Origin of the sequence: Variovorax sp. S12S4 (genome assembly GCF_023195515.1) — a bacterium.
Taxonomy (GTDB): Bacteria; Pseudomonadota; Gammaproteobacteria; order Burkholderiales; family Burkholderiaceae_C; genus Variovorax.
The window spans coordinates 1046429-1064071 of sequence record NZ_JALPKR020000002.1 but is presented as its reverse complement, the minus strand read 5'-3'; the positions used below and the strand labels follow the sequence as shown (position 1 = coordinate 1064071).

Genomic DNA, 17643 nt, shown 5'->3' with positions numbered 1-17643 from the left:
GCAAAGCGCCGAAAGGCGGCGCACAATGGCTTCAATCCTTGGCGCAGGCGCATCCTGAATCAGCCATGGGGGATCGAGTCGGGTGACAGGATGAAGCGCCGTGCCGGGGCTACGCAAGGAGCCATGTCATGACCCGCTTCATCGATGTTCACAGCCTGGTTCGCCTGGTGGACGAAACCGGCGTTCCGCAATTTCTCAAGGCGTTGGCCGACGCGCTGCGCGACGATTTCCTGCGCTGGCGCGAGTTCGACAAGAAAGCGCGCGTGGCCAGCCATTCGCATCTCGGCGTGATCGAGCTGATGCCTGTGGCCGACGACGGCGCCTACGCCTTCAAATACGTCAACGGGCATCCGCACAACACGTCGGTCGGCTTGCCCACGGTCATGGCTTTCGGGGTGCTGGCCGAGGTCGATACCGGCTACCCGGTGCTGTTGTCCGAACTCACGCTCACTACCGCGCTGCGCACCGCTGCCACTTCGGCCATGGCGGCGCAGGCCTTGGCGCGGCCCGGCTCGCGCAGCCTGGCGCTGATCGGCAACGGCTCGCAAAGCGAGTTCCAGGCGCTGGCCTTTCATGCGCTGCTGGGCATCGAGGAAGTGCGTGTGTTCGACATCGACCCGCGGGCGACCGACAAGCTGGTGCGCCATCTCTCGGTGTGCACGCCGCTGGACGTCGTGCGCGCGCATTCCGTGGCCGATGCCGTGCGCGGCGCGGACATCGTCACCACCGTCACCGCATTTCAGGGGCAGGCCACCGTCCTCACGCCGGACATGATCGAGCCCGGCATGCACATCAATGCCGTGGGCGGCGATTCGCCCGGCAAGACCGAGCTGCACCCCGATGTGCTGCGCCTGGCACGCGTGTTCGTCGAGTACGAGGCCCAGACCCGCGTCGAGGGCGAGATCCAGCAACTGCCGGCCGACTTTCCTGTGCACGAACTCTGGAAGGTGCTTGTCGGCGACGTGCCGGGCCGCGAAACCGCCGACCAGGTCACCGTGTTCGACTCGGTCGGCTTCGCGCTCGAGGACTACACCGCGCTGCGCTACATCCACCAGTTGGCCATCGAGCGGGGTGTGGGCCAGCAGATTGCGCTGGTGCCCGAGCTGGACGACCCGAAGGATCTGTTCGGGTTGACTGCATCCGGCCGGCGCCGTGCGGTGCTGCGGCGTGCGGCATGATGGGCGGCTTCGCAGCAACGCCCACCTGCTTTTTCATTCATGCTCACCATCTACAACGACCAGCACGCACTTCACCAAGGCAAAGTCGAGATGTTCCGCGGCGAGCTGGTGCCGTGCTTCGAGGTGCCGGCCCGCGTCGACCATGTGAAGCATGAATTGGAGCGTCGAGCCCTGGGTCCGTTGCAGGTGCCCGATGCGTTCGATGAGGCGCTGCTCGCCAAGGTGCATGCGCCGCGCTACCTGGACTTCATCGCGCATGCCTGGGAGGAGTGGGTGGCGCTCGACGCAGCCAACGCCTCGCGCGATGCGCTGCCTTCTTACTGGCCCACGCGCGGCATGCGCACCGATGTGCTGCCCCAGAGTTTTCCGGCCCGTCTGGGCCTGTTCTCGTTCGATGCGGGCACGCCGCTCACGGCGGGCAGTTGGGACGCCGCGCGGCATGGCGCCGCCTGCGCATGGACCGCGGCGCAGCGCGTCATTGGCGGTCGCCGCTCCGCCTTTGCGCTCACGCGGCCGCCGGGCCACCATGCGGGCGCCGATTTCTTTGGCGGCTACTGTTTTGTCAACAACGCCGCGGTCGCCGCAGAGGCGCTGCGCAACGCCGGTGTGGAGCGCGTTGCGGTGCTCGACGTGGACTACCACCACGGCAACGGCACGCAGGCCATCTTCTATGAGCGAAGCGATGTTCACTTTGCAAGCCTGCACGGCGACCCGCTCACCGACTACCCGTATTACCTCGGCCATGCCGACGAGCGCGGCGCCGGCCAAGGAGAGGGTTTCAACCACAACCTGCCGCTCGCGCGCGGCACCGGTTTTGCCGCATGGCGCACGGCGCTCAAGTCAGCGCTCGACGGCATCGCGAAAGTGAAGGCCGGTGCCCTGGTGGTGTCGCTCGGCGTCGACACCTTCGAGGGCGATCCGATCTCCGGGTTCAAGCTGAAAAGCGAGGACTACCTGCGCATGGGCGAAGACCTCGCAGGCGCGGGGCTGCCCACGGTGTTCGTGTTCGAGGGTGGCTACGCGGTCGCGGAAGTGGGCATCAACACGGTGAACGTGCTCGAAGGTTTCGGCCAGCGGGCCGGCTGAGCAACCTCGGCGACAGCAGTGGGGTGAGCCCCGATTGCCGGGGGCGGCGGGGCAAGGCCCAATGCGCGGTTCATTTCAGTTTCAGGAGTCTTCCGCCATGTCCCGCCGTTCCCTTCTTTGTGCCGCCACGCTTGCCGCGTGCGGACTTGCTTTTCCTTGGCGGTGCTTGCCCAGGCCTTTCCCAGCAAGCCGATCAAGCTGGTCATCGCCTTCCCGGCGGGCGGCCCGACCGACATCACCATGCGCCAGCTGGCCGACAACGCGAGCAAGATCCTCGGCCAGCCCGTCATCGTCGACAACAAGCCCGGCGCCGGCGGCACGCTGCCCGCACAGGCGCTGCAAACCTCGCAGCCCGACGGCTACACGGTCGCGCAGATCCCGCTCGGCGTGTTCCGCCTTGGCTACACCACCAAGATCAACTGGGATCCGCTCAAGGACATCAGCTATGTCCTCAACGTGACGGGATACGCCTTCGGCATCGTGGTGCCGGCAAGCAGCCCGTTCAAGACCTGGGCCGACTTTGTCGCCTACGCCAAGGCCAACCCCGGCAAGCTCACCTACGGCTCCACCGGCAACCTGACGAGTCCGCACCTCACGACCGAAATCATTGCGCAGAAGGCCGGCATCGAACTGCAGCACGTGCCCTACAAGGGCAGCGCCGACCTGATGCTCGCGGTGGTCAGCGGCCAGCTGATGGCCGCCGCCGACAGCACCGGCTTTGCGCCGCAAGTCGAGGCCGGCAAGCTGCGCGTGCTGAACACCTGGGGCGAAAAGCGCCTGGCCAAGTTCCCCGATGCGCCGACGCTGAAGGAACTGGGCTACGACCTGGTGCAGAACTCGCCGTTCGGCATCGGCGCTCCCAAGGGCACGCCGCCCGAGGTGGTGAAGAAGCTGCACGATGCGTTCAAGCAGGCGATGGAAGAGCCGAGCTATGTGGCGTCGCTTGGCCGCTACGACATGCTGCCGAACTACATGAGCTCGGAAACCTATACCAAGTTTGCGCAGGAGACCGTGGTGAAGGAGAAGGCCGTTATCGAGAAGCTGGGCCTGGCGAAGGAGCCGCCGAAGGCGAACTGATCGCAAACAGTTCGTCCACCAGCCGCTGGGCGAGTTCGGGCTTCACCGGCTCGGCCCCGAACACCAGCCGGAAGACGATGGGCGCAATCAGGTGATCGATCACTTGCTGCGTCTCGGGCGCATGCTCGCCGCGGGCGTGCGCCTGCTCGACCAGCGTGGCCGCCTCCTTGCGGCGGTTGCGCAGGCAGTCGGTGTCCGCGCCGTCGTTGGCCAACGCGGCTGCGGCTTTCAACAAAGACTTGCTGCAGGGCTGCGCCAGATGGGTGATGAGTTCCTGCGCCCAGGCCACCAGGTCCTGCCGCAGCGAACCCGTATCTGGCAAGGGCCGGTTCGGGTCGAGCCGGTGGGTTGCGGTTTCGGCCAGCAGGCCTGACAGGTCGCCCCATCGCCGGTAAATGCTCGAGGCGCTGACGCCCGCGCGCTCGGCCACGGCGGGCACGGTTACGCGCTCACGGCCCTGCTCGGCCACCAATTCCTCGAGGGCGGTGCGCACCAGTGCCTGCACTTGCGCGCTGCGGCCGCCGGGCCGCTTGCTGGGAAGAACGACATCATTCATGGCCACACTTTAACGCAAAGATATTTGCTTTAGGGGTATGCAGGTCTAGAATCGCAAAAGCTAAAAAAGTTGCGTTAAGGATCTGCCATGCCGTCTTCCTGCCCTGAACTCGCGGTTGCCACAGCCGCCACCGCCACTCGGTCCAAGCCTTGGCGTCTTCCGGCGTCGCTCAGCTTTGTGTTGCTCGCTGCGGTGCTTTTTGCGTTCTTCTTTGCGGCGGCCGCGCCGTCGCCGCTCTTCGTGGTGTTTCAGCACGCCTGGGGTTTCTCGGCGTCGATGCTCACGGTGGCCTTTGCGGTCTACGCAATTGCGCTCCTGATCTCGCTGCTGGTGGCGGGATCGCTGTCGGACCACATCGGGCGCCGGCCGGTGGTGCTGGCGGCGCTGGTGCTGCAGGCCGTGGCGATGGGGCTTTTCTTGTGGGCGCATGACATCGCGGGGCTGATCGCAGCGCGCATCGTGCAGGGCGTAGCCACGGGCGTGGCAAGCGGCGCGCTGAGTGCAGCGGTGGTCGAGGCGGCGCCGGCATCGCGCAAGCGGCTGGGGGCGTTGATCACGAGCGTGTCGCCACTCTCAGGGCTCGCAGTGGGGGCGCTGCTGACGGGCATGGCGGTCAAGTTCACCGGCGTGCCGGTGGCGCTGGTCTTCGGTGTGCTGGCGGCGGTGTTCGTGCTGGGCGCAGTCGCCGTGCTGTGGCTGCCGGAAACCGTGACGCCGCGTGCCGGTGCGCTGGCCTCGCTGGTGCCGCGCGTCTCGATTCCCGTGCGGGCGCGGCAAGAGTTTGCGCGCGGCCTGCCGGTGTTTATCGTGGTGTGGGCGCTCGGCGGGCTGCAACTGTCGCTCGCTCCCTCGCTGATGCACCACGTGTTCGGCATCGACAACGGTGTGGTCAACGGCCTCACGATCGCGGTGCTATCGGGCTTTGGCGCGGTCGCGCCCACGCTGCTGGGCCGCCTGGGTGCCCCTCGTTCGGTCATCTTCGGCACAGTCAGCATTGCGATCGGGCTGGTGCTGCTGCTCGCTTCGCTGGCCACGCAGTCGCTCACGCTCTTCTTCGTCGGTACGGCGGTCGCGGGAATCGGCTTCGGCGGCGCGTTCTCGGCGTTGATTCAAATTCTGGCCCCGCTCGCGGATGCGCATGAGCGCGGCGAGCTGTTCGCGGCCATCTTCGTGGTCTCCTACCTTGCGTTCAGCTTGCCTGCGATGCTCGCGGGCTTCCTGGTGGCGCCGTTGGGGCTGCTGCGTGTGGCGGAAGGCTATGCGGCTGTGCTGCTGCTTATCGCGGCTTTCGGCGCCTGGCGCCAATGGGCGGCGCTGCGGGGCGCGCCGGGGCGCAGCCTGCCGGTCAGCGAGTAGCGCGCGCCGAGAGCACGGCCCGCGCCGCCTCGGCAAAGCCCGCGCCGCGCTCGCCTTCGGTTACGTAGCGCGGCAGGTGCTCCAGCTGCGGCACGAAGCGCGCAACGTTCGCCACGCCGATGCTGCTCTCAAAGGTGCGGAACATCAGCTGGTCGTTGGTCGAATCGCCTACGTAGGCCCAGCGGTCGATTTCGTCATCGAGCATGCGACCCCAGAGCTCGCGCACGATCCAGCGCGCGCCTTCGAGCTTGTCGTTGTCGCCGTACCAGCCGTTGATGTGGATGCTGCTCACGGTAGCGTGCATGCCTTCGCTGCGCATCAGCGCCACCACCTGTGCGATGGTTTCCTCGCTCAGCTGGGTGAACTCGCTGTGGTCGATGGCGATGTCGGTCTCGCGGCCCGGCGAGTCGGTGGCGCGCCGGGCGCCCGGAATCTCCCGCTCTATGCGCGCCAACACGGCTTGCATGCGGTCGAAATTGGCGGCGCGGGTTGCTGCGTCCTGCTGGTAGCGCTTCTGCAGCTTGCCACCGGCAAGGGGCAGCAAGGCGACCGCGCCGTTCTCCGCGACGATGGAATCCACCGGCCACGCCGAAACGAAGGGCACGCTCCAGCCGACGGGACGGCCGGTGATCGCCACGACATGGAGGCCGGCGGCCTTCAGGTCGCCCAGGGCCTTCAGCGCATCGGGCGTGATGGCGCCTTCGGTGGTGAGCGTGTCGTCGATGTCGGTGAACACACCGATCAGGTTGCCGCGCGCTGCCGCCGGCCATTGCGCCAGCGGCAGCAGGTGGGTCGGCGAGGGCGGCAGGGAGGACGGCGGGCGCATGCCCGGCTCAGCCCGCGCTCTGCAGCGCCAGGCCCGCGTGCTCGCGCAGCGGATGGAAATGAATTTTCGGAAACCGCTCCTGCGCCAGCCGCACGTCGTAAGGCGAAGTGCACAGAAAAGCCAGCGTATCGGCCGCGTCCTTCGCCATGCGCTGCGGGTAGGCGTTGACGAACTCGCGCAGCTCGGCCGGCGAGTCGGCCGTGATCCAGCGTGCGCCGGTGTATTGGCAGCCTTCGAGCCGCACGTCGGCGTCGTACTCGGCCTTCAGCCGGTGCTGCACCACTTCGAACTGTAGTTGGCCGACGGCGCCCAGCAGCATCGGCCCGCCGATTTCGGGGCGGAACACCTGGATGGCACCTTCCTCGCCGAGCTGGGCCAGGCCCTGCTGCAATTGCTTGGTGCGCAGCGGGTTCTTGAGGATCACGGTCATGAAGAGTTCGGGTGCGAAGAAGGGCAGGCCCGTGAACTGCAGGCTCGCACCGTCGGTGATGGTGTCGCCCAGCTGCACGCCGCCGTGGGTGGTAAAGCCGACGATGTCGCCCGCATAGGCCTCTTCGACCGCCTCGCGGCGCTGGCTCATGAAGGTGACCACGCTGGTGGGGCGCAGTTCCTTGGCGGTGCGCTGCACCTTGAGCTTCATGCCCGGCGTGTACTTGCCCGAGGCCATGCGCACAAAGGCGATGCGGTCGCGGTGGTTGGCGTCCATGTTGGCCTGCACCTTGAAGACCACGCCCGCGAAGTCCTTGTCCTCGGGCTGGATCTCCTTCACCACCGGCTGGCGGTTGACCATGGTGGTGCTGGTGCGCGACTGCGGCGGCGGCGCGAGGTCGACCAGCGCGTCGAGCACTTCCATCACGCCGAAGTTGTTCACGCCGGAGCCGAAGAACACGGGCGTCTGCTTGCCGGCCAGGAAGGCTTCGCGGTCCCAGGTGGGCGAGGCGCCGGTGGCCAGTTCCATGCTGTCCATGGCGGATTCGAAATCGGCACCGAAGCGCTTGGTGAGCGTGTCGCGCTCCGAGAGCGGAATGGTCTCGAAATCTTGCGGCAGCCGCTCGCTGCCCGACTCGAACACAGTCATCGTCTGCGTGCGCAGGTTCATGATCCCGCGGAAGCTCTTGCCCTGGCCGACCGGCCAGGTCATCGGCACGCACGGCATGCCGAGCTCGCGCTCCACTTCGTCGAGGATGTCGAGCGGCTCGCGCACTTCGCGGTCCATCTTGTTGACGAAGGTGATGATGGGCGTGTCGCGCTGGCGGCAAACCTCGATCAGCCGGCGCGTCTGCGCTTCCACGCCGTTGGCCGCGTCGATCACCATCAGGGCCGAGTCCACCGCCGTGAGCACGCGGTAGGTGTCTTCCGAGAAGTCCTTGTGGCCGGGCGTGTCGAGCAGGTTGATCACGTGGTCGCGGTACAGCATCTGCATGACCGACGAGGCCACCGAGATGCCGCGCTGCTTTTCGATTTCCATCCAGTCGGAAGTCGCATGGCGCGAGGCCTTGCGCGCCTTGACCGAGCCGGCGATCTGGATCGCGCCGGAGAAAAGCAGCAGCTTCTCGGTCAGCGTGGTCTTGCCGGCGTCAGGGTGGGAAATGATCGCAAAGGTGCGACGGCGGCGGGTTTCGGCAACAAAAGACAAGGTGGGCAATCTGCGGGGGTAAGACCCGATTTTAGAAGAGTGCCCCCAGGGATACCTCCTGGCCCACTGGGGATTGCCGATTCAGTGGGAGCCTACCTCGATGGTGAGCAAGCTGTACGCACCCGTGGACAATTTTCGTGCCGTCACATCGATGAAGCCTGGTACCGCCGAATTCACCGGGAAGGAGAGTTGCCTGTTCGTGGTCACCGTGGGCGAGGAGGAACAGCCGCTGCAGCGAGCAAAGATGCTCCACTCCACGTCGGTGGTCGTCGTGAGGTTGATGGTCGAGCCGGGCGGCGCGGCGTAGGACCCTCTGCCGGTCGAAGTGGCGGGACTGCCATTCAGAGTGACGTGGACCCGGAACGGCTCCAGGAGCGCCTGATTCATGAGCATCAGCTGCATATAGCCTTGCGTACGAACGTTTTGTCGCAGGCCAAGAAGAACGCCGAGGCCGGCGGTCTGCAACGCGCCGTACTTGTCGCTCGGCACGTCATACCGTGAGCCTCCCTTGAGGCCTGCCGGGCCGCCATAGGGCGCGAGGGAAAAGGAGAGGTTGTCCGTACTGCCGTCGACCTTGGTCCGCACACTGTCATACCGATCGGCTTTGAAATCGCCAAGGACGGACGCCCCATCGGTATCGGCGCCGTAGGCGCGGCCCGTGCCGAACTCAGGCGTTGCGGGTAATCCGATCCTGAAGGAATAGCTGCCGGCCGCCGACGATACGGTGCTGCGCAGGAACACTTTCTTGCCGTTCAGGCGGGCGACCTGGAAATTGCTTCGGTCGAAAGGTTCTGACGTCCGGGTTGCGACCCAGGCGCCTGGCGTATCGCCTCGAACGATGTCATAGGTCAGGATGGTGTCGGCCGGACAGGCTTGGAACGCATAGACCGTCCAGTTGTTGCAGACGAACAACTGCGTCCCTTCTGCGTTGATCCGGGTTGCGCCAAGCCCGGAGTCGATGATCCCGGCGGAGGAGCGCGTGGTCGTGAATTGGGTGAACTCCTCGCTCAGCTGTGCAGCATCCGTCACGAAGGACCTGGCGGCGATGAAAGGACGAACGTTGTACACCGGCGACGAGCCCGCATCGGGCAGCGGAAATGTCCCTACGATGCCGTTCCCGGTAGGCTGGAACTTTGCAGCAGTGCTGCCGCTCGGAAGCCGGACGCTCGAAAAGACATAACTTCCTTCTTCCCGCGGGTCCGGCGCGAAGGTTCCGGTCTCTCCGTGTGCCTGGGAGTCCTCGATCCGGAATGTTCCATCCTCGAAATCGAGGCTCAACCGGTGCCTTGTCCCGTTGGCCGCGGAGAGTTCATAGCTTCCGCTGCGGGGATCCACCAGCGGGGCCGCATCCGCCAACGCCAGCGTGAAGCTCCCATTGCCGTGGGGATACCCGACATTGTCGAGCGGTCGCACCACGCCAACTGTCAATCCTGCGCCTTGGCCGATGACTTGAAGGCCCAGAAGCGGAAGGCCTCCTCCGACCTTCAGGTTCGGAGAGGAGGGCGAAGTCGAGAAACCGCTGAGCGCGTGATGCCACTGCCCCTCGTTTGTGAACTGCGCATGGCGACTCTCCTGCGCGCCGAGAGTGATACTGTTCCACGCGACCGAATTCCACGGCAGGGCGAGGTTGCCCGAAATGCTTTTCCACGAGGGCCCTTCAACCACTCCAGTCGTCCAGCCCGGCGCGTCCGGGAGGCCCACGCGCAGTTGCAGGTCGTGGATACCGGCGGAAGGGCCCTGCACCGCGCCCGCTGCCAGGTATACGTTCTGGTTGTTGATCCTGGCGATCGCGAAATCGAGTTGTTCGCCTGAACCGTCGTCCTTCAGTAGTCGCCAGAAACCGGCCTTGCTTCCGCGCACGAGGGCGTGGGTTTTCCTGAAGCCTGCTGGGCATGCATCGAGCCGGTACTCGAGGCGGTCGTAGCGGCACACGTCAAGGGTCGCGCCGCCTCCTGAAATTCTCAACTGGTGGACGACGGAGTAGCCCCAGAACCCAGTTTGCGCGGTGGCATCTGCATAGACCAGCGCCATGGCGAAACGGTTATAGGTTCCATCGAGTTCCGACGGATTGGTGACCAGCGTACGCACGCCGATGAACGGGCGCGCCTTGGTCAACTGCGGTGCCTGGAACTCTGGAAACGGAAACATGCCGACGACCGCATCGTCCGTGATCCGGAACCGCGAGATGGCGGCCTTGTCGCGAGTGCCGCTGGCCTCGAAGACGTAGGTGCCGGGCTGGGTGAAGTCGGGTGAAAACGTTCCCGATGTCGAATGTCCTTGATCGTCCCAGAATTGGTATCGGTTCGGACTGAAGTCGATCTGAAGGCGCTGCTGTGAACCATTTCCCGCAAAAACGTGGAACTGGCCGTTTCGTGCGAACGCGAAGGGACTCCTTGCGAGTGGGCGATTGACCAGGAAGAGCTCATCGGCCTTGCCGTTCACGCCCTCGGCGATCGCTGTGATCGCGGTCCCAGCGGTAGAACCCGCCCCGCCCGGCCCGGCTGCCTTTGCCGAGGAGCCCGCCTCTCCCAAACCATTCGATGCGTTTTCGGTCCCTCCACCGCAACCTGCAAGCAGGCAGCAGACTAGCAGGGCGCAAAAGGATATTTTTCTTCGCATAGAGGCAGCCGTTCTTTGTTTTCCTACTACTCCACGCGTTTCACCCATTGCCCGAACCCGCGACGCTGTCTGCCTCGGCGTCAGTTCACGGACTGCCCCAGGCGAAATAGCGGGCACCTTCGTAGACGTATTCGGGAAGGTTCTGCCGGATGCTGTCGCGCTCACTCGCGTTCATCGTATAGAAGTGAGTTTGATTGCGCGCATGGTAGAAGCGGAACATCGGCTGCGCTCCGTTGCCTTCTGAGGTACTGGCGAACCAGGTCACGTGGTCGTAGTGGTACCACGGCAGCGTGGCAGCGATGTTGGCGCGTTCCTGCTCATCGATGGTGTAGAAATGCGTGCCGTTGCGTGTGTTGTAGAAGCGGTGCACCGGCGTGGTCCCGGGGGCTTGGGCGCCGAATGCGAAGAAGGCGGGACCTTCGTAGTTGTAGTCGCGCAGCTTCGAAATTACGAGATCGCGCTCCGGCACGTTGGCGGTATAGAAATGCGCACCGGTGCGGGTGTTGTAGAAGCGATAAACGGTCGTACGCACTGTGGTCGAAGGGGCGTCGAGCCACTGCTGCAGCGCGGCGTGGAAGGGGAGATCGAAACGCCCGTAGAAGTCATAGCCGAGGGGCCGGCTGCAGGACGCCGAGCCTCCCTGCAATTGCCCGACAAGATAATCCTTGCCGTTCAGCCTGCGAAAGAGGCCGGAGCCGCTGCTGCCGCTTTCCGTTACGCCCCGGTACCATCTCACTGCCAGGTGCTTTGCGGCACTGCTCGATGAAAATTGGCAACTGTCGGCACCGCAGGCCGCTGTCCCGACGTATGTGCCCTCGCTGACTTTTTGCAGGTCGCCCTCAGGATGGTGGACGCCATACACATCGTTCGAGAGGCCGTTGAAGAGGTCGGGTCCGAAGGGGCTGGATCCCGCAAACAACGCTCCCGCCGGAGGCTGGGAGTTCAGTCGCATGAAAGATGTGTCGGTGTCAGCCTGTGCGTACAGCAGCGTGGCACCGGAGGTCATGGCCGCCAGTGCGGGGCTGACCTGCGTGCTGTTGCAAGTCGCGGATTTGTAGAACCACAAGGTGTAGAGCGTCGAGGCGACCGTCTGGCTGGGGATGCAGTGGTTGGCGCTCAAGAAATACGGCGTCCCGGTCGACATGCGGTCGTTGAGCAATGTGCCGGTACACACATAATTGCCACCATCCTTGACGAAGTCCATCAATGCGACGGACTTGCTGAGCGCAGCGTATTGAGACTCGCAACTCACGTCTCGATTACAACTGCCGGCTTCGCCGATCTTGTCGAACGATTCCCGATTGGTAATGTCGATGTTCACGTGCGAGAGCATGGGAAGCGCGATCTTTACCGATTCCGGCGCGGCATTCGGCGGAATTTCGAGTTCGACAGTAAGGGCCTCGCCGCCCATGTTGGGCGACCAGTAAATTCGCGCGTTTTCGCTCGAATCGCCCGCATCCAGATTGCGTTGAATGACCGTTGCGATCTCGTGCGCAGACACCTCGTACATTTTTTCGCCTGCGTCACCATAGAAACGGACCATGGTGCCCAGCGGAAGATGTTCAACGCGCAGGCCGAGGCGAACGCCCTTGGCCTTTGGTGAAACAACGCGCCACGCGGCCAGATTTCCGCCGCGATCAGACGGAGTCCAACTCGTCATGGCAGTCACCGCTTCTGCACTGGCGCCTTGCGTGATCTGACGGGCGACGCCGATCTTGGACGGAACACCAAAGATCGCTGGCGCCGATTTCAGCGGGAAAGTGCTTTCCGGCGGCAAGGCGGGCAGGACCACCTGCTGGGGCACCGGACCCCGATGCAGTACGCGGTCCTTGAACGGGCTGACGTCAACCGTCGCGTTTTCCGGGGTTTGAACCCTGGGCTCAATCAGGACGGAGGCGGCGTTCGAGGTCTGCGTTGGCTCCTCGGCCTTGGGCGCTGTTTCGGCGCTGCTTGACTTTGCCGGCACCTGAATAGCACCGCTGGCATCGCCGCTGCCGGATCCTCCGCATGCCGCCAGCAACGCTGACAAAAAGATCGTGCTCCACCCCAATGCAAGACTCGCGCGCATTCCTCACCCTTTGACTCGTTACGATTCGACACGTCATTGTGAACGAGTGCTGCGCGATGTCAGCAAATATGGCTGCGGCTTTGTATGCGAAACATCACGAGACGCATAAAAACAGCGGGTGAGAGTGGGGTTCATGCAACAGCAGTCCGGCCTCGTCGTAGCGCGCGGCGATCCACGCGCCGAACTTCGATTGCGCCGCCGCGAGCACCTTACTTCCGTTTCAGCATCTTGGTCACTTCGTCCACATTGGCCTGGATGCGCTGGCGGACCAGCTCGAAGGCATCGGCCTGCGACTTGGCCGCCAGGTTGGCCAGTTCCTTGATGTCATCGATGGCGCGCTGGAACGACTGGCGGCCCAGTTCGTCCAGCTTGGCCAGGTTGGCCTTCGGGTCCTTGCCCGGCATTTCCTTGGCGGCCGTCTGCCATTCGGTGATGGCGTTCTTGATCATCTCGGTCTGCCGCTGCACCACGGTTTGCAGGCCCTGGTAGGACTTTTCATTGGCTTGCATCAGCGCTTGGAGGTCCTTCTGGCCGCTTTCGAGCATCTTGCTCGCACCGCCGGTCAGGTTGAGCTCCTGCAGGCGATCGGTCATGGCCTTGAGATTCTTCAGCGGATTCAGCATGTCGGCGGCATCGGGGGCGGATGCCCTGGTGCTCCCGTTGCTGTTGTCGCTGCTGCTGGCCGTGGTCTTCTTCGCGGCGGCTTTCTTGGCTGTGGCCATGGTGCGGTATCTCCTGTGTCAGGTGAACGGGGGTGAATGGCAAGGACCGGCCGGACGGCGAAGTCCCTCGCCACGATACGCCGCACTGGAACGGCCGCAATGCCCGGGGCAACAAATTCGCCTGCGGGATTTCCCTTGGGCTGCTACATCGGCGGCGCGAAGCCGTTGCGGCCGGCGGTGACGCGAAGCGCCGTGGGCGTGCCGTTCTTTTCCTGCGCATTGACCAGCACCTTGGCGCCCGGCACCAGCAAAGCCTCGGTGCCGGGTCGGAAGGTCACGACCGGCACATTGGGCGGCACGACGATGATCTTTTCTCCGCCCTTGTACGTCAGCCGAAGCTGCTGTCCGCCGCGTACCGACTTCGGCGCTGCAGCCAGATCGACCACAGTGGCGTTGGTCATGGTGCTCTGCGGCAGCAGGTCCCACGGACGGTGCCCTTCGCCCGTGCCGCGCGCGGCCTCGGGAAACACCACCACCTCGAGCGCCTTTTGCGAGCCGTCGGCCTGCGGCATGGCAGCGGTGCCGATGAAGCTGCCCCGCTTGATGTCGGACAGGGATGAGAAACGCGCTTTCCGGTATGTGGGATGCCCCGGCGATTGGCTCGCCTCCCCGCCCCGTCTACAATCCCCCGTTCCGAGGAGCGTTGCAGCGCCATCAGGCGTGAGGCTCGGACTACATCGCAACCACGCTCACCCGCTGTTCTCGCGGTGAGTCTTTTCCCCGAACGCAGTGGCACCTTTCAAACTAGCTTTGTTGGAGTTCTCATGAGCGCTGTTCTCAAGCCCACCCCCGTTTCCTCCGCCGACCAGGCGATTGCCGACCTGTCGCTGGCCGCCTGGGGCCGCAAGGAAATCCGCATTGCGGAAACCGAAATGCCCGGCCTGATGGCCATCCGCGAAGAGTTCTCGAAGGCGCAGCCGCTCAAGGGCGCGCGCATCACGGGCTCGCTGCACATGACGATCCAGACTGCCGTGCTGATCGAGACGCTGCAAGCGCTTGGCGCCACCGTTCGCTGGGCCTCGTGCAACATCTTCTCGACGCAGGACCATGCGGCCGCCGCCATTGCCGCAGCCGGCACCCCGGTGTTCGCGATCAAGGGCGAGTCGCTGAAGGACTACTGGGACTACACCCACGCCATCTTCGACTTCGGACCCAAGGGTTCGAAGGGCGAAGGCCCGAACATGATCCTGGACGACGGCGGCGACGCCACGCTGCTGATGCACCTGGGCCAGCGCGCTGAAAAGGACCTGGGCGTGCTCGCCAACCCGACCAGCGAGGAAGAACGCATCCTCTACGCAGCCATCAAGGCCAAGCTGGCTGTCGATTCGACCTGGTACACGCGCAAGTCGGCCGAGATCATCGGCGTGACCGAAGAAACGACGACCGGCGTGCACCGCCTGAACGAGATGAGCGCCAAGGGCACGCTGCTGTTCCGCGCCATCAACGTGAACGACTCGGTCACCAAGAGCAAGTTCGACAACCTGTACGGCTGCCGCGAATCGCTGGTGGACGGTATCAAGCGCGCCACCGACGTGATGATTGCCGGCAAGGTGGCCTGCGTGGCCGGCTACGGCGACGTGGGCAAGGGCTCGGCCCAGGCGCTGCGCGCGCTGAGCGCCCAGGTGTGGGTGACCGAGATCGACCCCATCAACGCATTGCAGGCCGCAATGGAAGGCTACAAGGTCGTCACCATGGAATACGCCGCCGACAAGGCCGACATCTTCGTGACCACCACGGGCAACAAGGACGTGATCCGCCACGAACACATGGCTGCAATGAAGGACCAGGCCATCGTCTGCAACATCGGCCACTTCGACAACGAGATCGACGTTGCGTCGATCGAGAAGTACGAGTGGGAAGAGATCAAGCCGCAGGTCGACCACATCACCTTCCCCGACGGCAAGAAGATCATCCTGCTGGCCAAGGGTCGCCTCGTGAACCTGGGCTGCGGCACGGGCCACCCGAGCTTCGTGATGTCCTCGTCGTTCGCCAACCAGACCATTGCGCAGATCGAGCTCTTCACCAAGCCCGATGCCTACCAGGCCGGCAAGGTCTACGTGCTGCCCAAGCACCTGGACGAGAAGGTCGCGCGCCTGCATCTGAAGAAGGTCGGCGCCATGCTCACCGAGCTGACCGACGAACAGGCCGCCTACATCGGCGTGAACAAGGCGGGTCCGTACAAGGCGGACACGTACCGGTACTGAATGCGCGCTGATCAATTGCTGGTCGAACGCGGCTTTGCCGCGTCGCGCTCGCAGGCCGTGCGGCTGATTGCCGGCGGCATGCGCTGGCGCGACGCCGGCACGGGCGACGCGTGGCGCTCGGTCGTGAAGAATCGCGACGAAGTGCCCGAGTCGGCCGAGGTCGAACTCGACGATGCGGCGGAGGCGCGCTACGTGTCGCGTGGCGGGCTCAAGCTTGAGGGTGCGCTGGCAGCGAGCGGCCTGGACCCATCGGGCAAGCTGTGCCTCGACGTGGGCCAGTCGACCGGAGGCTTCACCGACTGCCTGCTGCAGCGCGGCGCTGCGAAGGTGGTGGGCGTCGACGTGGGCCACGGGCAGTTGCATGCGCGGTTGCGCGAAGACGAGCGTGTTGTCGCCATCGAAGGCGTCAATGCGCGCGCGTTGACGGCGGACGATCTGCAAGAGGAGGGCGAAGAGCCTTCCGAACTGCGCTTCGACCTCATCGTCGGCGACCTGTCGTTCATTTCGCAGACGCTGGTGCTGCCGGCGTTGATGCCGTTCCTGGCCGATGACGGCCACCTGTTGATGCTGGTCAAGCCGCAGTTCGAACTGCAGCCGGGGCAGGTGGGCAAGGGCGGCATCGTGCGCGACGAGTCGATGTATGCGGTGGTCGAAAAGCGCCTGCGCGATGCCTGCGAAGCCCTCGAGCTTCGTGTGCTGCAATGGTTCGACAGCCCGATCGCCGGTGGCGACGGCAACCGCGAGTTTTTCATTCACGCCGTGCGCGCTGTTCAAGCGGACGGCTCTTAAGGAGACGCAGGTGCGCCTTCCTCTGAGTTTCGAATTCTTTCCGACCAAGACGCCTGAAGGCGCGGTCAAGCTGCGCGCCGTGCGCCAGCAGCTGTATGCGCGCAAGCCCGAGTTCTGCTCGGTCACCTACGGCGCGGGCGGCTCTACGCACCAGGGCACGTTCGGTGCGGTGCAGGAGATCCTGTCCGAGGGCGTCGACGCCGCAAGCCACTTCTCGTGCATCGGCGCCACGCGCGCCACGGTGCGCGAACAGTTGGCCGAGCTCAAGTCCATGGGCGTGAAGCGCCTGGTCGCGCTGCGCGGCGACCTGCCGAGCGGCTACGGCATTGGCGGCGAATTTTTGTACGCGAGCGATCTCGTGGCCTTCATCCGCGAAGAAACCGGCCGCGACTTCCACATCGAGGTGGCTTGCTACCCCGAGGTGCATCCGCAGGCGCGCTCGCCCGAGGCCGACCTGCAGGCCTTTGCCGCCAAGGTGAAGGCCGGCGCCGATTCGGCAATCACGCAGTATTTCTTCAGCCCCGAGGCGTACTTCCGATTTGTCGACGACGCCCGCAAGCTGGGGCTCGACATACCGATCGTTCCCGGCGTCATGCCGATCATCAGCTCGACACAGCTCATGCGCTTCTCCGATGCCTGCGGCGCAGAGATCCCGCGCTGGATTCGCCTGCGGCTGCAGGGCTTTGGCGACGACACGGCATCCATCAAAGCCTTTGGCCTCGACGTGGTGGCCGACCTCTGCGCGCGCCTGCGCGATGGCGGCGCGCCGGCGCTGCACTTCTACACAATGAACCAGTCGGCGCCGACGCTGGCTGTGCTGGAGCGCCTCGATTGAGGGGGCCCGCGGAAGCAGGAAGCTCGCTGCGCGGGGCCTTGCGTGTGGCCCTTGTTGCAGCAACCTGCGCGCTGGCCGGCTGTGCCATGCCCCCGGCCACCGAAGGCCCGGCGGCTGACACGAAAGACGCAAAGCTTTCGCCCTTGCCGCGCCAGCTGGCCGTGCCTGCGGGCGCACCGGCCCGCTCGAGCGTGCCTTCGGTCCGCTACGACCTTGCGGCGCCCAGCTCTGGCGACCTGGGGCCTGACGACGGCGTGCCCGGCGACGGTGGCCCTCGCGAGATCTACGAACGTGGCGGAGCGTCCTGGTACGGCATCCAGTTTCACCAGCGCAAGACCGCGAGCGGCGAACGCTTCGACATGACGGCCATGACGGCGGCCCACAAGACCTTGCCGTTCAACACCCGCGTTTGCGTGCGCAGCCTGGTCACCGGCAGCGAAGTGCTGGTACGCATTACCGACCGGGGCCCCTATGCACAGGGCCGCATCATCGACCTGAGCCGTGCCGCGGCCGAGCGCATCGGCATGATCGGTCTCGGCATCAAGCAGGTGGCACTGACGATCATCGATCGCGACGGCATGCGCTGCGGTGGTGCCGACGTCGAGGCGGCAGAGCCGCCGCTGGCGTCCGCACCAGCGGCTCCGCGCCGCAAGGTGAATGTGCCGGCGCGTCGCCGACGCTGAAAACGCCG

General features: G+C 65.0%; 14 protein-coding genes, 1 pseudogene and 1 riboswitch. Of the genes and pseudogenes, 8 read left to right on the top strand and 7 right to left on the bottom strand.

Annotated elements, in window-relative coordinates:
- Nucleotides 1–128: 128 nt before the first annotated feature.
- The 3 genes and pseudogenes from M0765_RS05535 to M0765_RS05525 all read left to right on the top strand — a co-directional run bounded on the left by M0765_RS05535 (nucleotide 129) and on the right by M0765_RS05525 (nucleotide 3341).
- On the top strand, nucleotides 129–1178 hold the full coding sequence (locus M0765_RS05535) for an ornithine cyclodeaminase (RefSeq protein WP_258502463.1): 1050 nt from the start codon (nucleotides 129–131) through the stop codon (nucleotides 1176–1178).
- Nucleotides 1179–1217: 39 nt separating this feature from the next.
- Nucleotides 1218–2264: a histone deacetylase family protein gene (locus M0765_RS05530; RefSeq protein WP_258502462.1), complete on the top strand. Its 1047-nt coding sequence runs from the start codon at nucleotides 1218–1220 to the stop codon at nucleotides 2262–2264.
- 97 nt (nucleotides 2265–2361) lie between these two features.
- Nucleotides 2362–3341: pseudogene (locus M0765_RS05525) on the top strand (Bug family tripartite tricarboxylate transporter substrate binding protein).
- Here M0765_RS05525 and M0765_RS05520 read toward each other — a convergent pair.
- Nucleotides 3295–3897 carry a TetR/AcrR family transcriptional regulator gene (locus tag M0765_RS05520; protein ID WP_258502461.1) on the bottom strand — a complete coding sequence of 201 codons (603 nt, stop codon included), beginning with the start codon at nucleotides 3895–3897 and terminating at the stop codon, nucleotides 3295–3297. The pseudogene M0765_RS05525 and the gene M0765_RS05520 sit on opposite strands and share 47 nt — an antisense overlap.
- A gap of 87 nt (nucleotides 3898–3984) precedes the next feature.
- Here M0765_RS05520 and M0765_RS05515 point away from each other — a divergent pair, with 87 nt between their 5' ends.
- Nucleotides 3985–5253, top strand: a complete 1269-nt coding sequence (locus M0765_RS05515; protein ID WP_258502460.1) for an MFS transporter — start codon at nucleotides 3985–3987, stop codon at nucleotides 5251–5253.
- Here the strand turns inward: M0765_RS05515 and M0765_RS05510 are convergent.
- From M0765_RS05510 to M0765_RS05485, 6 genes are all read right to left on the bottom strand, one after another.
- Nucleotides 5243–6079: an HAD-IIB family hydrolase gene (locus M0765_RS05510; RefSeq protein ID WP_258502459.1), complete on the bottom strand. Its 837-nt coding sequence runs from the start codon at nucleotides 6077–6079 to the stop codon at nucleotides 5243–5245. The genes M0765_RS05515 and M0765_RS05510 overlap by 11 nt on opposite strands.
- A gap of 7 nt (nucleotides 6080–6086) precedes the next feature.
- Nucleotides 6087–7715, bottom strand: coding sequence for a peptide chain release factor 3 (locus tag M0765_RS05505; RefSeq protein WP_258502458.1), 1629 nt, complete (start codon nucleotides 7713–7715; stop codon nucleotides 6087–6089).
- An 81-nt stretch (nucleotides 7716–7796) separates the two neighbouring features.
- Nucleotides 7797–10157, bottom strand: a complete 2361-nt coding sequence (locus M0765_RS05500; protein WP_258502457.1) for a hypothetical protein — start codon at nucleotides 10155–10157, stop codon at nucleotides 7797–7799.
- 262 nt (nucleotides 10158–10419) lie between these two features.
- Entirely contained in the window at nucleotides 10420–12402 is a 1983-nt protein-coding gene (locus M0765_RS05495) for a serine protease (protein ID WP_258502456.1), read from the bottom strand.
- Between the two features lie 209 nt (nucleotides 12403–12611).
- Nucleotides 12612–13124, bottom strand: a complete 513-nt coding sequence (phaP, locus tag M0765_RS05490) for a TIGR01841 family phasin (protein WP_258502455.1) — start codon at nucleotides 13122–13124, stop codon at nucleotides 12612–12614.
- A gap of 143 nt (nucleotides 13125–13267) precedes the next feature.
- Nucleotides 13268–13636, bottom strand: coding sequence for a hypothetical protein (locus M0765_RS05485; protein ID WP_446751539.1), 369 nt, complete (start codon nucleotides 13634–13636; stop codon nucleotides 13268–13270).
- Between the two features lie 117 nt (nucleotides 13637–13753).
- A riboswitch (S-adenosyl-L-homocysteine riboswitch) is annotated at nucleotides 13754–13822 on the top strand.
- 66 nt (nucleotides 13823–13888) lie between these two features.
- On the opposite strand from M0765_RS05485, the gene ahcY reads away from it, so the two are divergent.
- From ahcY to M0765_RS05465, 4 genes are all read left to right on the top strand, one after another.
- The gene (ahcY, locus tag M0765_RS05480; RefSeq protein ID WP_258502454.1) at nucleotides 13889–15328 is read left to right on the top strand and encodes an adenosylhomocysteinase; all 1440 of its coding nucleotides are present in this window, start codon (nucleotides 13889–13891) and stop codon (nucleotides 15326–15328) included.
- The gene (locus M0765_RS05475; protein ID WP_258502453.1) at nucleotides 15329–16117 is read left to right on the top strand and encodes a TlyA family RNA methyltransferase; all 789 of its coding nucleotides are present in this window, start codon (nucleotides 15329–15331) and stop codon (nucleotides 16115–16117) included.
- A 10-nt stretch (nucleotides 16118–16127) separates the two neighbouring features.
- Nucleotides 16128–16952 carry a methylenetetrahydrofolate reductase [NAD(P)H] gene (metF, locus tag M0765_RS05470; RefSeq protein ID WP_258502452.1) on the top strand — a complete coding sequence of 275 codons (825 nt, stop codon included), beginning with the start codon at nucleotides 16128–16130 and terminating at the stop codon, nucleotides 16950–16952.
- 86 nt (nucleotides 16953–17038) lie between these two features.
- Complete coding sequence (locus tag M0765_RS05465) at nucleotides 17039–17635, top strand: septal ring lytic transglycosylase RlpA family protein (protein ID WP_258502451.1); 597 nt, start codon at nucleotides 17039–17041, stop codon at nucleotides 17633–17635.
- The last annotated feature ends 8 nt before the right edge of the window (nucleotides 17636–17643 follow it).

Coding starts and splice junctions, on each gene's coding strand:
- ahcY (WP_258502454.1), top strand. CDS start 13,889: ATGAGCGCTGTTCTCAAGCCCACCCCCGTTTCCTCCGCCGACCAGGCG.
- M0765_RS05465 (WP_258502451.1), top strand. CDS start 17,039: ATGCCCCCGGCCACCGAAGGCCCGGCGGCTGACACGAAAGACGCAAAG.
- M0765_RS05475 (WP_258502453.1), top strand. CDS start 15,329: ATGCGCGCTGATCAATTGCTGGTCGAACGCGGCTTTGCCGCGTCGCGC.
- M0765_RS05510 (WP_258502459.1), bottom strand. CDS start 6,079: ATGCGCCCGCCGTCCTCCCTGCCGCCCTCGCCGACCCACCTGCTGCCG.
- M0765_RS05515 (WP_258502460.1), top strand. CDS start 3,985: ATGCCGTCTTCCTGCCCTGAACTCGCGGTTGCCACAGCCGCCACCGCC.
- M0765_RS05530 (WP_258502462.1), top strand. CDS start 1,218: ATGCTCACCATCTACAACGACCAGCACGCACTTCACCAAGGCAAAGTC.
- phaP (WP_258502455.1), bottom strand. CDS start 13,124: ATGGCCACAGCCAAGAAAGCCGCCGCGAAGAAGACCACGGCCAGCAGC.
- M0765_RS05520 (WP_258502461.1), bottom strand. CDS start 3,897: ATGAATGATGTCGTTCTTCCCAGCAAGCGGCCCGGCGGCCGCAGCGCG.
- M0765_RS05535 (WP_258502463.1), top strand. CDS start 129: ATGACCCGCTTCATCGATGTTCACAGCCTGGTTCGCCTGGTGGACGAA.
- M0765_RS05485 (WP_446751539.1), bottom strand. CDS start 13,636: ATGCCGCAGGCCGACGGCTCGCAAAAGGCGCTCGAGGTGGTGGTGTTT.
- M0765_RS05495 (WP_258502456.1), bottom strand. CDS start 12,402: ATGCGCGCGAGTCTTGCATTGGGGTGGAGCACGATCTTTTTGTCAGCG.